This window comes from Microbulbifer sp. MLAF003, from assembly GCF_030012965.1.
GTDB lineage: Bacteria > Pseudomonadota > Gammaproteobacteria > Pseudomonadales > Cellvibrionaceae > Microbulbifer > Microbulbifer variabilis.
Genome location: NZ_CP120232.1, coordinates 3058159 through 3071133, shown reverse-complemented (window position 1 = coordinate 3071133; position 12975 = coordinate 3058159). Strand labels below are relative to the sequence as shown.

The following is a 12975-nucleotide window of genomic DNA, read 5'->3' as shown; positions in this document are numbered from 1 at the left end:
AGCCTTACTGTTAATTACTAAGGAAAGCGAATGTATCAGTTGTTTATAGCAAATAAAAACTATTCATCATGGTCACTGCGGCCCTGGTTGTTAATGCACCACCTGGAAATTCCCTTTAATGAGCAGTTGGCGACTTTTGAAGAGGGGGAAGCTGGGAGAAATTCCATAGTTTTTCCCCTACTGGATTGGTGCCCTGTTTGATTGATGGCGATATTACCGTTTGGGATTCCTTTGCCATAGTGGAGTATGTTGCAGAAGATTTTCCGCAGGTTTGGCCCATCGATAGACTGGCAAGAAGCTGGGCACGGAGTGCTTGCGCTGAGATGCACTCTGGTTTTTCGGTTTTAAGGAACATCTGCGCTATGAATTGTGGTTTGATTGTGGAGCTGGTTGAGATTCCACCGCAACTACAAAAAGATATTAGTCGCATTGATGAGCTTTGGCAGGAGGGCTTGCAGCGATTTGGTGGGCCTTTCCTTACCGGGGGAGAATTTACAGCGGTGGACGCCTTCTTTGCGCCAGTTGCTATCCGCGCACAGAACTATGGGTTGCCATTTAGTAATGCAGCTAAACAGTATATTGATCAGTTGCTAAGTTTACCTTCTATGAAAAAATGGATCTCAGATGCGCTGCAGGAGCCCTGGAGAGAAATGCTGCATGAGGAAGAGGCTCGAAATATGGGTGTTGTGATTGAGGACTTGCGTAGCTAATAGTTATTTTTAATATTGATGTAGCATGTCACAAGCGTGATTACAGCTAAAGTCGCGTTTGTGACTGTTAAGGAAGTTTTTTTACTCAAATAGAAAGTCTTTTTCGTGGTTGTTTTACGCATTTGGGGTTTCGGGTGAGAAACACATTATTCGCCCAGTTGTTTGAAGAATCTCATACCTCTGATTCGAATGGGTCATAAAGATCAAAGATGGTATGAGCTAGCACTACATTTTTATTATCAGTGGCTCCTTATTCCGATGAAAAATTGTGGGATATTTAGTTTTTCTTTTTAGAGTTATTTAAATGTTGATTTGAGATTTAATGCTCGATTTTTAATTCATTCACTTATATCGATCATTGAATCTTTGAACTGGGATTGTTTTGCCTGGTAAGGCTTCTTCACTTTTAATAAATATTAAGACCCTGCACTTTAATGGCGGAAGTAACTTCTTTAACAGTGTGTTATGTACAGTGTGTATAAATCTTCTTGAATTAACCTCTCTAAGGCCCGGGGGTGCGATTCGCTGTGTAATCAGGAGATATCAGGCCTGCTTCTTCCTTCTTTGAGAGGGAGCTGAGGCTTTGTACTGACATTTGATGGGTACAAAGAAGGCCTGAGGCTTCTTTGGTAGATAACGGATCAGCTATCTGACCATAAAGTCATACTTTTGATGCATTATAAACTATTCACTTAAAAAGTCGTTATCAAGAAAGCAGACGGAGTACTTGCCTGGGCGGCGTTTCATAGGTTGATCAGGTGTTGGAGGTTGTCGTGGAAATCTCTCTGTTTACCGCAGCTTCAGGCATCTGAGGCGGTAAAGTTGGCCTGGGTGGGGCATCTGGGGTTAAACTCTCGACCTTAAAACTATTACAAAACTCTATCTTAGAGGAGATAGCAAATGCGTCAGACAATGATCGCACTAGCCGTAGCCGCATCCCTGGCGGTTGTGGGCGGTTGTGGTGAAAAGGCAAAGCAGGCTGAGGTAGCTAAAGACACTGTGAAAGCTGAAGAGTCCATGGCTGTAACTCCAGAGCACGCCAGTAACATGCTTCTTGCTGAGTGGACTGGTCCCTACGGTGGTGTACCTGCGTTTGACAAGATGAACCTGAAAGATCTCAAGCCCGCGATTGAGAAGGGCATTGAGATCAATTTGGCTGAACTTGAGGCCATTGCTGCCAACCCAGCCAAGCCCACCTTTGCCAATACTATCGTGCCGATGGAGCGCGGCGGCGCCGAATTGGGCCGTGCTACTGCTTACTACGGAATCTGGGCCGCTAATATGTCCTCTCCAGAGTTTCGTAAGGTCCAACAGGAGTTGGCACCTCTGTGGGCTGATTACGAGTCCAAAATTTACCAGAATGAAGCTCTGTTTAATCGTATCAAGGCCATCTACGACCAGCGTAACTCGATGGATCTGGATGCTGAACAAAAACGTGTTGTTGAGCTGATCTATACCCAGTTCTCTACTAACGGTGCCACGGTGCAAGGTGAAGCCAAGGAGCGCTATGCTGAGATCAATAAGCGCCTGGCCGAGCTTTACACCAAGTTTTCCAACAACGTGCTGGCGGATGAGGAAGGCTACGATATCTTCCTGACCAAAGATCAGTTGGCCGGCCTGCCGGAGTCCTTTGTTGCAGCTGCCGCAGCGCTGGCAGAAGAGAAAGGCGAGAAGGGTAAGTACGCTATTACCAATTCCCGCTCCTCTATGGACCCATTCCTGACTTACTCCGATGATCGCGAGCTGCGAAAGCAAGTATGGACCAACTACTACAGCCGTGGCGACAATGGCGATCAGCACGATAACAACGCCATCATCGCTGAAATCCTGAAGCTGCGTGATGAGCGAGTAGGCCTGCAGGGCTTCGATAACTACGCTCAATGGCGTCTGCAGGACCGTATGGCGAAGACTCCTGAGCGCGCTATGGAGCTGATGGAGGCAGTATGGCCAGCAGCAGTTGCCCGAGTGAAAGAAGAAGTGGCTGATATGCAGGCCGTAGCCGATGCCGAAAAAGCCAATATCACCATTGAGCCCTGGGACTACCGCTACTACGCGGAGAAGGTTCGTAAAGCCAAGTATGACCTGAACTCTGATGAAGTGAAGCAGTACCTGCAACTGGACAACTTGCGCGAAGCTATGTTCTACGTGGCTGGTGAGTTGTTTAACTTCAAATTCACCCCGGTAAAAGAAGGCTCAGTGCCGGTATTCCATGAAGACGTTAAAGTCTGGGAAGTGAACGATAAGACCAGTGGCGAGCATATCGGCCTCTGGTATCTGGACCCATTCGCTCGCGCAGGTAAGCGCTCCGGTGCCTGGGCTACTATGTATCGTGACCACTCCACCTTTGATGGCAAGAAGAATGTACTGTCGTCCAACAACTCCAACTTTATCAAAGGCGCACCCGGCGAGCCTGTACTGGTAAGTTGGGATGATGCAGAGACGTTCTTCCATGAGTTTGGCCACGCGCTGCACTTCCTCGCATCCAATGTGACCTACCCAACCTTGAACAGCGGTGTACGTGACTACACCGAGTTCCAGTCTCAGCTGTTGGAGCGCTGGCTGTCCACCGATGCGGTAATCGACAACTACCTGGTGCACTACAAAACTGGCGAGCCGATCCCTGCTGATCTGGTAGCCAAGATCAAGAAAGCAGCCAAATTCAACCAGGGCTTCGCCACTACTGAGTACCTGGCTTCTGCCTTGATTGATATGAAGTTCCACACCGCTAATCCTGAAGGTATCGACCCCGACAAGTTTGAGCGTGAAACACTGGACAAACTGGGTATGCCGAAGGAGCTGGTAATGCGCCACCGCACGCCGCACTTTGGTCATATCTTCTCTGGTGAGGGTTACTCCGCCGGTTACTATGGCTACATGTGGGCTGATGTACTGACCTCTGATGCGTCTGAGGCGTTTGCTGAATCTAAAGGTGGTTTTTACGACAAGGGCGTTGCTGCCAAGCTGGTTGAACACCTGTTTGCACCGCGTAACGCTGTGGACCCCGCAGATGCTTATCGCGCTTTCCGTGGCCGTGACGCCAATATCGAAGCGTTGATGCGTGATCGTGGTTTCCCGGTACCAAAGAAAAAGGAAGGCTGAGAACTTAGTTTCAATAGCTCGTTCACGAAAAAGCCGCATCTTTTGATGCGGCTTTTTTATATGTGGCATATGGAAATATTTGACTCGCAAATAAATAATTCGTAAGCCAATAAGGGGGGCGTGAGTTTATATGCAAGCCTGAACGGGATATTAAAATTCAGGAGTTAAGCAGCAGTTTTTTCGGGCCCTCCAGCAGGCTCTGTGAATCTAGCACTTGTGCTCCTATAGTAGTTGAGCCATGAGTTGAGCCATGGTGAAATAATTTTGTTTTAACAATATAAGTTGACCAAACGTATGGCCAGGGTATAACAAGTAGGTCGGCAATAATCCCGATTGTATTGGATCATATGCGTCCTGCTGCTACAGGGCCAATCTTTCCAGCTGACCAGAGTTTCAGGCCAGCTACCAGCATCCAGGTTGTTTTATAAGTTGATTATATAAATAGCAGGGGCGGTATTATATCTATTGTAATTTAGATACTTCTATTGTCATGAATTTAACTAATATTGTTGAAGCGAAAGCTAATGCTGCTGGAAATGGCAGATGAAAAATATGGCTAGGACAAAATATATCCGGCTTAGCTCGGAGTTTCCTTTGATCCCTTCTTTCGAGGTGCAAGTACAACCGGTGATATCAAGGCTGTAATAATAACAAAAATAAATAGATTGCCGCTCATAATATTGAAAACTTGATTGATTTCATCGATGGTCATGTTTTGTATGTAGTAACCAAAACCATACTCAAACAAAAATGTGAGAAAAGCCCAAAGTGAACCAAGTATCAAGCAGGTAATTATAGAGTCTAATTGGAAATATTTTACAGTCTTGTAGGCTATTGCAAATACAAGTGCTGATAGAGTCAATCCACTTATTGGTAAAGATAGTTTCTCTCCCAAATATGGATTTAAAATACTCTCCCTAAAGAATCCATTTGCAATTGCAGCCATAACCATGACAATCCAAGCAGTAGTGGCTTTAATGAGGAACATGGCTTGACGCATTGTGTGCTATTTTTATCACAGGATTCTTAAAGGGAAACTATAATGTTGAATGCTTGTTTGAGCAATAGTTTTATCTGGTTCAATTTGAAAAAATTTCTTCTGAAGTAAAATAGATAAACTATCCTTAATTCCACACTTTTTAGTAAAGATATATATTCTTGATGTCAACGATATTGGCTTGAGCTCTTCCAGTGAAAAAGACCTTGAATCTAAGGTTTTCTGATGGTATGGGTTCCAACTTAGCTGTTTAATTCTATATAGAGCCTAAGCATGTCCTTGTGCTGCAAGTCATTTTCAAAAATTGGCTGATCATAATTATTTAGGAAATAATCCCTGATGACAGCTTCCACTCTAAAGCCATGGCGCTGATAGAAAGTTAACTGATAGCCAAAAGTGCCTGTGCCGAGTTCAACTCTATGGATTCCTTTTGAGGTTAGTTCCAAAAGTGAGAATTCCAGGAGCTTAGTGCCAATTCCTTGTTTTTGTTTCTCTGGGGAAATAGAAATATTGAAAATCTCCGCAATGAATGTATCAACTCTATTTGCAACGCAAATGCCTTTAATATGGTTAGTGTCAATGGCTGCAAAGCACCAGGAACCTGGCAGATAGGAGCGTATATGTTTTTTGGATGGGTCGGCCTCAAGTAAAAGTGAGAGGGGGGCATCCTTTTCTGGTATTTGAGTATATTCAATCGTATTTTGATACTTCATATTGTCATATCGTGCGCTAGGGTATGTTATCGTTTTCAAGGGTTGAAGAGGCTCCCCTTTCCCAGTAATTTTTTTGCTGGATCTTTTATAGCGAAGTTACTTATCAAGTTCGACAACTTTTCCAGCATTAACGATTTCCTTATAAAAGGGGGTAGGGTTAGGCCAGTTTCTACAGCTTGCTGCAAAGCTGCTTCGTCATTTTTTACTTTTTGGAGTTTACTGCTTATGGCGTTCAATTGCTGTAAGGGTACGACAACAACTCCAGCTCGGTCTGCAATAATAATGTCACCTGAGCAGATATGGGTTGAATCAAGGTTTACAGGGAGGCCAGCTGATGCCGGGCCGTTTCTAGCTGGTGAATTCGGTGTAACCCCTTTGCAAAACACAGGAAGTGAAAGACGTTCTATTCCTTCTAAATCTCGAACCAACCCATCTGTGACAAATCCTATCACCCCTTTGTTTTTCATCATGCCCAGTACTAAATCGCCGATTACCGCTGTTTGAGTAAATGAATCTGTTGAGGCAACCACTATGTCACCAGGTTGCGCTACGTCGAGCGCTCCCAGAACACCAAGATTGTCCGCAGGGCCACATTCGCAGGTGACCGCTATACCGACTATTGAGGAGTCCATTGGTAATATCGGTTTAATAGCATGGTGTAGAGATCCGCGACCATCCATACAGTCGACAATAAATTCTGTTGGCGTATTGCGTAACACATTTATGTCGGCCTGAGATGGGCGGGTAAAGTTACGGTGTAGCTTGAGGGTTGGGCTGTCTTCTATCATGGAAAACGCAGCTATTTAGGATTGATAAGCAAAGATATAAGTACATCAATACCAAAGTGTCAAATTACTTAATTTGTTCCTGCCACCCCTGGGAAAGCTAGTAGTAGCATCGTAAAGGGCTGGCAGTGTGAAGCATTGGATCTGTGATTAATAATTGGGAGTAAAGCTAATATGCTTATCAAGTACTTAGCTCTTCTGGATGCACTCTTCGAGAAACTCTGGATTCGATCATCTTATTATTTCCGGCTTCAGTCAAAAGCCAGTTTCCATCTCTATCAATAGATATAAAGCTTAACGCTATAAATTGAACTCGTATAGAGAATAATACTTGTTGATCTACTTTGAAATCTGAGGCATTCAGTTTACTTGATGTGGATCTATTAAATTCAGTTGCAATGAAATTGCTTACTAAATTTTCATGTGGTGAGCGCGTCAAGTATGGTGAGATGATTGAGAATAATTTACTCCATGTAGTCTCTGTTTTCCAGGTTTTATCAAGTATTTCATAATTGATACTACTTGCGTTAACAGAGTAAGTTCCTGTTATATTAATAGAGTCATGCCAATCTGCTAAGTCGGATAATGGAATAATAAACGAACTTCTATTTAGGTTTTCGAGTTGCAATTTGAGTGAATCATTTAGCTTTCTTAAATTGTTGAGTTCTATAAGTAAATCTGGTGAGGCTGTTAAATTAGCTCTAACCCATCCTGTAGAGGGGAATATTTTTATTGTTTTATTTAAGCTAAGGGCGACTTCGCCTGGTAACTGCCTTGGGTCTGACCAAAATCGAACCAGTCTCCCACTACTAACTTTTTCTCTAAATTTATTTAGTTTTCTCTCAAGCTCTTCACTTTTTTCAGTCTTTGCTCTGGGTAGTAATTCAGGGGAGTCATGTAATAGAGCAATAACTTTGATTCCTTTGCTAACAGCATAGTCAAATTCTTTCTCAGTATAGCTAAGACCGTTATCGGCTATTGATCCATAGCGACCACCAATTATAAGCAGGTAATAGTCACAATCATCAATAACTCTCTGAATGAACTCCCATTGCTCTTCGTCTGCTGCAGGGAATAGCTCCATTCCAGCAGGAATACAATCCATTTCCATCAGGGTCTGAAGAACTTTCTGTCTCTCTTCTTTTAAATCAACATAGGTTGAGCTGACAAAAACTTGATATCTTTTATCCATACTTTAGTGTACTCAGGCTTTTGAAAGATGTTTAAATAGATTTCTGATTAACGACTGTAAAAAAGGATGTAAACATTTTGCAAATGTATGAATATTTTATAAGAACGAAATTTGTTGCTTAGAATTGCACTGTTTTTAGAGTGTAGGATCGGTTGGTGGTTGTAAAGATATTTAATAACGTGGCTGATCACTGGCTTTATGTTCAAAGAACACGCTGCAGTTTTATTGCAATTCTTGAGGGAGTAAAAAGCAGTTGTGACATCTAGCACGATTTTTTCTTCCTTGTGCACTTACATTGAACATATTAAGGGGTTCAATGTATCCCCCAGATTTTATCATCAAATGGAAATCATTTGGAGACCAGCAAACTCTATCACTGTCAGCCACTTGTTAAAAGGTCCCATCTGAATATCCTGTAATCTGGTAGGCTATTTTCATCTGTTGATAATCTTTTGAAGGTGGTAAGTCAGCTTTTTCTTACAGGCAAACTGTTATTGAGTTTTTTGGTGTATGGCAAGATGGTTGCTATCTGCAATATGTCCAAAGTAATATCTAGATATGATTTTTGATAAAGTTAGTTGTTGGTCACTTACCTTTAAATTCTATTTTTAATAATTAGATTTATTTTTTGGAGGATTATAGAGGATTTTGATACTTTTGGTTTTATACAATCCAGGCAGGCTTTTATGAGATGGTCTGGCCGCTGAGTCAAAGTCTAGGTAAGTCTGGAATCTGGAACCTGAAGTAGAAATGACCTGGGTATTCGAATTTAGAGCACCTAAGATTATACATGAAAACAAGTTTGCTCATTACGCTATAGCATTTGGCTTTTTTAGGTCGTTTGCGGGCTCTTCCTAAAATTCTTGAGTGCTTACTGTAACTTATTGCAAAGGTAGTTCTTCAAAAAAGTACTTTAAGCCACTGCTGTTAAGAAAAGCCCATTATTCTTATCAGAAAGTGGTTTTATAAACCCTTTCCCCTCAACCCAGGTTTCCATTACTTTTGCTTTCCAGATTTCTTGAGGGTCTATCTCAAAGATATTCTTGTCCAGTAAAATAAAGTCTGCGAATTTTCCGGCTTCAAGGCTGCCAATCATTTTCTCCTGGTGGCTGGCATAGGCTGCGTGAAGGGTAAATGCACGTAGCGCCTGCTCCAAGGTCATTGCTTCCTCGGTGCGCCAACCATCAGTGGGATTTCCCTGGCGGTCACGGCGGGTTACTGCTGCATGGAGTCCGAAAAGGGGATTGGCGGGCTCTACAGGGAAATCGGAGCCGGCAGCGATTGGTGTACCTTGATCTAATAGGGTTTGCCAGGCGTAAGCACCGATCAGGCGTTTCTCTCCCAAACGGTCACCAGCCATGTTTTTATCACTGGTGGCATGGGTGGGCTGCATAGAGGCAATCAGATTAAGCTGGGTAAAGCGAGGAATATCCTTCACTTCTATGACCTGTGCGTGCTCCACACGGTGGCGAAGCTGCTTCTGGCTTTCAGCCTTATCCAGTGTCTCCAGGTGATTGAGTACGATATGGTTGGCTCTATCGCCGATGGCATGGACATTCACTTGAAAATCGTTATCGGTAGCTAATTTAAGCAGAGAGAGCATTTTGGTTTCTGGGTAGAGTAGAAGCCCTTTTTCCGATGGACGATCGTGATAGGGTTCCAGTAGCGCTGCACCACGACTGCCCAAGGCACCATCGGCCGATAACTTAATGCTGCGCATATACAGTCGATCTTCGGGACCGCCGATATGGCCGGCTTTTAGCAATTTGGCATAGTTGTGGCTGTCTACTGACAACATAGGGTACATCCGCATGGGGATAGCACCTTCTTTAGATAGTTCTCTATAGGCGTTAAGAGTTTTCTCGTTAATACCTGCATCATGCACGCTGGTAAGGCCCAGAGAGAGCGCCTTGGCGAAGGCATTCTGTAGGGATTTCTTTTCTTGGGTGAGAGTGGGGGCTGGAATGGCCTTTTGTAAAAGACCCATTGCATTATCAATCAAGATGCCTGAAGGTTCGCCTTTGCTATTCCGCAGAATCTCACCGCCTTCCGGCGATTGGGTATTTTTATCTACGCCGGCGAGACGCAGCGCTTTGGCGTTGGCCCAACCGGCATGGCCATCTACCCGCCGTAGCCAGATCGGATGATCAATTTCCAGGGCATCCAATTGGTCGCTCGTGGGAAATTGTTTGCCTGGCCAGGTGACCTGATTCCAGCCTCTTCCTAGGAGCCACTCATTGGGCGCCAAGTGTTCGGCGTGGCGCTTGATGGACTTCAGGGCTTCCTCCAGTGATTGGTCGCGCAGGTCCAGCATAGTATTGAGCTGGCCCAGGCCCAACATATGGCCGTGGGCATCAATTAAACCGGGTAGTAGAGTTTTGCCATTGGCATCAATCTTGTCTGCATCAGGATACTTCTTATTCAGCTCGGTAATGCTGCCAGTTTCCAATACCTTCCCTTGATCGAAGGCCATGGCGCTGAACTGGATCAGGGCTTTATCGGTGGTTTGATAGCCTGAAAAATTGTGTATCACTGTTACAGCTTGGGCGCTGACAGACGAAGCGGCGAGGAGTGCTACAGCCAGAACGCGGGAAAGTCGCATAGTTGATAGCCTTTTTGTTTTAATTGTCAGCTATTCTATGGCGGCTTTAGCTCTTATGGAAAGGCAAACACGGGAAGCGGAATTTACTTCCCGTTGGTGATTGCCAGCTCTCTTATTGATCGGGGTCGATACGCAGTAACCTGCCTTGAGGGCCATCGGTGATCACATAGAGGGTACCATCTGCCCCGATTTCAGAGTCGCGGACTCTCTCGCCAATAACGATGCGTTGTTCACCGGTAAGCGCATCGCCCTCGGGGTCAATGACTCTTAAGTCTTGAGTGACTAATCCTGCTGAAAGCAGGTGTCCACGCCATTGAGGGAAGGCTTTGCCTGTATATACGGTGAGGCCGCCAGGGGCATGGGTATCTATCCAGGCAAGAATAGGGGATACAAATTCCGGATCGGCAATTTTGAAGGAGATATTTGAGCCATCGCGGTAGTCCCTGCCAAAAGTGACCCGTGGCCAGCCGAAGTTGGCTCCTTTTTCAAGTCGATTCAGTTCATCGCCCGCGGCGGGGCCATGTTCATTCGACCATACCACTTTAGTCTCTGGATCAATGGCGAGCCCTTGGGGGTTACGATGGCCAAAGCTCCAGATTTCCGGTTGGGCGCCTTTCATATCAATAAAGGGGTTGTCGTCAGGTACTGAGCCGTCAGGCTTGATACGAATTACAGAGCCAAAATGCGTATGTAGGTTTTGCCCCTGTTCGCGTGCAAATATATCCAGGTATGCCTGCGGGGATTTCCTCCATCGCCGATGGTCGCCAACAGAGTACCATCGGGTAGGAATGCAAATCGTGAACCGAAATGCCGGTCATTTGTTTTCCCCTGGGCGGCTTTAAATATTTCCTCAAAGTCTTGTAGAGTGTCGTTCTGCCACTTGCCTCGGCCGATGGCAAGACGGTTGTCTTGCGTATTGCCGATTGAGTAACTGAAAAAGAGCAAATTATCCTTTGCAAAGTTGGGACTGGCTGCCACATCCAGGAGGCCGCCTTGGCCCTCAAAGTAAACCTGAACGGGAAAGTCTACGGGATCTGAGAGGTTGCCATCTTTTATGGTGCGTATTTTTCCATTACGCTGAGTGATCAATAAAGCGCCATCCGGCAGCAGTGCAATACCCCAGGGATATTCGATAGGGCCAGCTACCTGGCTCAGCTTTACATTATCAATGACAGGAATCGCACCGCGGGATATGCGTGTATCAGCAAAACAGTTACTTGCGATAATTGCGTAAATAAGTACAACTGTTGTCGCGATTGAGATCCTTCTCACTTTGCCTCCTGAAAAATGTTTCTGGAAGTGGGGTAGTCGTTGGGCGGAAACTCTTGAAGTATATCAGCGGTGAGGCTTCCAATAGATGCGGCAGGGTTGTATGAGTAGCGCCCTCAGTATTACGCTTAAATGTATATACGTCGGTTTAGACTTCCACTGATTGAAATAGCTTGAGGAGGCGGGATAAATGGCCCGCTGGATGATTGTTGCAGGGTTTATCTTGGTGGTCCTTGGTGTGCTGTTGCATTTTGCGCCCGGGCTGTTTAACTGGTTTGGGCGTCTGCCAGGAGATATCCGCGTTGAGTCCGGACGTACACGATTTTACTTTCCCATCGTGTCCATGATTATTATCAGTTTGGTGTTAAGTTTGCTGGTGAATCTCTTTAGACGTTAGTTTTTAAATTTAGCTTGGTAATTGATAAGACAGAACGTAGATAGTGAAATGTAAGAGGAAAGTCCCCACCAAATGAGTAATTGGTGGGGAGGGTGGCTTTAGTGCATATAGCGGAAGCGCATCAGCTTGTAGGGCGGTTTTGCGTTACCAAGACCTGAACTGAAGGCCGGGTGCTGGTGCAGTTGATCCTGAGTGATATAAATCCAGCCGTTGCTTACTGCCAAGCTGTCGGGCCATGAAAGCTGCTTGTCTTGCACCAGAATTTTATAATCGCCTTTTGTGGTTAAACCTATCGCATTATTTTGCAGGTCAGTAACGAGAATCCCATTCCCCGGTGCCATCACAATGCCATCGCTTGGATTCTTTGGTCCAAATTCTTCAATGTTAGAGGCAAGCTTCTTATTGGAAATTCTATGGTCAGCCAGTAGTGCTGCAGGTAAGCGGTATAGGGTATTACCACTTAAGGTGCCGAAATATAACCACTCACCCTGATCATCCAATGCTATGGGGTTCAGGCCAAAGCGTAAGCTTTTACTGGAATTTTCTTTGGTTTTTGCTGATAACAGTAGGCCATCAATCACGACATCCTGGTTGGGGGGCATAAAAGCATCGGCGCTCTCCAGTACCCGTCGTGACTGCCCTGTCTTAAGGTCAACTACAATGATCGCCGGTTTAGTAGCGCCGTTGAAGTTACCAAAAGACATATCAGCGATATAAATTTTCTGACGCTTCTCATCCAGGGCAAAATCTTGTGGGAAAGAGTTGGTGAGTAGTGAAGATCTAGAAATTTCCAGTTGCCTGTGCAATTTATTATTTACGCTATCCCAGGCAACTAATTGAGTGGGGGAATTCTCACTACCCATATCCAAAATCCAGACAATCCCTTTACTGTCGGAGTGTATGCCAATAACTGAAGTAAAACCGACCTTACCGGTTTCTGGCCCATCGGCCCAATCGCGGTTGGGGAATGGCTGTTTGGTTCCGTTGGCCATTACTTCCATCACTTTCAATTTTGGTGCATCCAAAGGGTGCATGCTTACCAGAATTCGACCACTGGGAGTGACTGTAACGCCCGCCGCACGGGAGTCCGTAAACTCTGTAACCGTCTGCAGGGCCCCTGACTCAACTGCATAGCTCGAGTAGGATGCAACGCTGCCAATTCCGAGTAGGGCAAATGCAGCAATTAAACTGTTCAGAGATTTCATATTTAA

The 12975-nt window shown here is 45.0% G+C and carries 12 protein-coding genes; 4 read left to right on the top strand and 8 right to left on the bottom strand.

Features of this window, described 5'->3' with window-relative positions; all coding sequences use genetic code 11:
- Nucleotides 1-30: 30 nt before the first annotated feature.
- The 3 genes from P3339_RS14595 (at nt 31) to P3339_RS14585 (ending at nt 3809) form a co-directional block, all read left to right on the top strand.
- Nucleotides 31-201, top strand: a complete 171-nt coding sequence (locus P3339_RS14595) for a thioredoxin domain-containing protein (protein WP_282950981.1) — start codon at nt 31-33, stop codon at nt 199-201.
- Complete coding sequence (locus P3339_RS14590; protein WP_282950980.1) at nt 198-710, top strand: glutathione S-transferase; 513 nt, start codon at nt 198-200, stop codon at nt 708-710. The genes P3339_RS14595 and P3339_RS14590 overlap by 4 nt, the downstream gene beginning before the upstream one ends.
- Nucleotides 711-1610: 900 nt before the next feature.
- Complete coding sequence (locus P3339_RS14585; RefSeq protein ID WP_020414938.1) at nt 1611-3809, top strand: M3 family metallopeptidase; 2199 nt, start codon at nt 1611-1613, stop codon at nt 3807-3809.
- A gap of 577 nt (nt 3810-4386) precedes the next feature.
- Here the strand turns inward: P3339_RS14585 and P3339_RS14580 are convergent.
- The 7 genes from P3339_RS14580 to P3339_RS14550 form a co-directional block, all read right to left on the bottom strand.
- Complete coding sequence (locus P3339_RS14580) at nt 4387-4809, bottom strand: hypothetical protein (RefSeq protein ID WP_282950979.1); 423 nt, start codon at nt 4807-4809, stop codon at nt 4387-4389.
- A gap of 239 nt (nt 4810-5048) precedes the next feature.
- Nucleotides 5049-5519: a GNAT family N-acetyltransferase gene (locus P3339_RS14575; protein WP_282950978.1), complete on the bottom strand. Its 471-nt coding sequence runs from the start codon at nt 5517-5519 to the stop codon at nt 5049-5051.
- Between the two features lie 35 nt (nt 5520-5554).
- A complete protein-coding gene (locus P3339_RS14570; RefSeq protein WP_282950977.1) occupies nt 5555-6307 on the bottom strand; it encodes an RraA family protein in 753 nt (250 codons plus the stop codon).
- Between the two features lie 178 nt (nt 6308-6485).
- Entirely contained in the window at nt 6486-7496 is a 1011-nt protein-coding gene (locus P3339_RS14565) for a DUF4062 domain-containing protein (protein ID WP_282950976.1), read from the bottom strand.
- Between the two features lie 913 nt (nt 7497-8409).
- A complete protein-coding gene (locus P3339_RS14560; protein WP_282950975.1) occupies nt 8410-10098 on the bottom strand; it encodes an amidohydrolase in 1689 nt (562 codons plus the stop codon).
- Nucleotides 10099-10210: 112 nt separating this feature from the next.
- The gene (locus P3339_RS14555; protein WP_282953601.1) at nt 10211-10762 is read right to left on the bottom strand and encodes a PQQ-dependent sugar dehydrogenase; all 552 of its coding nucleotides are present in this window, start codon (nt 10760-10762) and stop codon (nt 10211-10213) included.
- A gap of 5 nt (nt 10763-10767) precedes the next feature.
- Nucleotides 10768-11370, bottom strand: coding sequence for a PQQ-dependent sugar dehydrogenase (locus P3339_RS14550; RefSeq protein ID WP_282950974.1), 603 nt, complete (start codon nt 11368-11370; stop codon nt 10768-10770).
- Between the two features lie 187 nt (nt 11371-11557).
- Between P3339_RS14550 and P3339_RS14545 the strand changes: the two genes are divergently transcribed.
- Entirely contained in the window at nt 11558-11764 is a 207-nt protein-coding gene (locus P3339_RS14545; RefSeq protein WP_020414945.1) for a DUF2905 domain-containing protein, read from the top strand.
- Between the two features lie 98 nt (nt 11765-11862).
- Here the strand turns inward: P3339_RS14545 and P3339_RS14540 are convergent, their stop codons facing one another.
- Complete coding sequence (locus P3339_RS14540) at nt 11863-12969, bottom strand: L-dopachrome tautomerase-related protein (protein WP_282950973.1); 1107 nt, start codon at nt 12967-12969, stop codon at nt 11863-11865.
- Between the last annotated feature and the right edge of the window lie 6 nt (nt 12970-12975).

What these genes read in the sequence shown, in the direction of transcription:
- P3339_RS14580 (WP_282950979.1), bottom strand. Translation starts at nt 4,809, where the DNA reads ATGCGTCAAGCCATGTTCCTCATTAAAGCCACTACTGCTTGGATTGTC.
- P3339_RS14595 (WP_282950981.1), top strand. Translation starts at nt 31, where the DNA reads ATGTATCAGTTGTTTATAGCAAATAAAAACTATTCATCATGGTCACTG.
- P3339_RS14570 (WP_282950977.1), bottom strand. Translation starts at nt 6,307, where the DNA reads ATGATAGAAGACAGCCCAACCCTCAAGCTACACCGTAACTTTACCCGC.
- P3339_RS14560 (WP_282950975.1), bottom strand. Translation starts at nt 10,098, where the DNA reads ATGCGACTTTCCCGCGTTCTGGCTGTAGCACTCCTCGCCGCTTCGTCT.
- P3339_RS14575 (WP_282950978.1), bottom strand. Translation starts at nt 5,519, where the DNA reads ATGAAGTATCAAAATACGATTGAATATACTCAAATACCAGAAAAGGAT.
- P3339_RS14545 (WP_020414945.1), top strand. Translation starts at nt 11,558, where the DNA reads ATGGCCCGCTGGATGATTGTTGCAGGGTTTATCTTGGTGGTCCTTGGT.
- P3339_RS14585 (WP_020414938.1), top strand. Translation starts at nt 1,611, where the DNA reads ATGCGTCAGACAATGATCGCACTAGCCGTAGCCGCATCCCTGGCGGTT.
- P3339_RS14565 (WP_282950976.1), bottom strand. Translation starts at nt 7,496, where the DNA reads ATGGATAAAAGATATCAAGTTTTTGTCAGCTCAACCTATGTTGATTTA.
- P3339_RS14540 (WP_282950973.1), bottom strand. Translation starts at nt 12,969, where the DNA reads ATGAAATCTCTGAACAGTTTAATTGCTGCATTTGCCCTACTCGGAATT.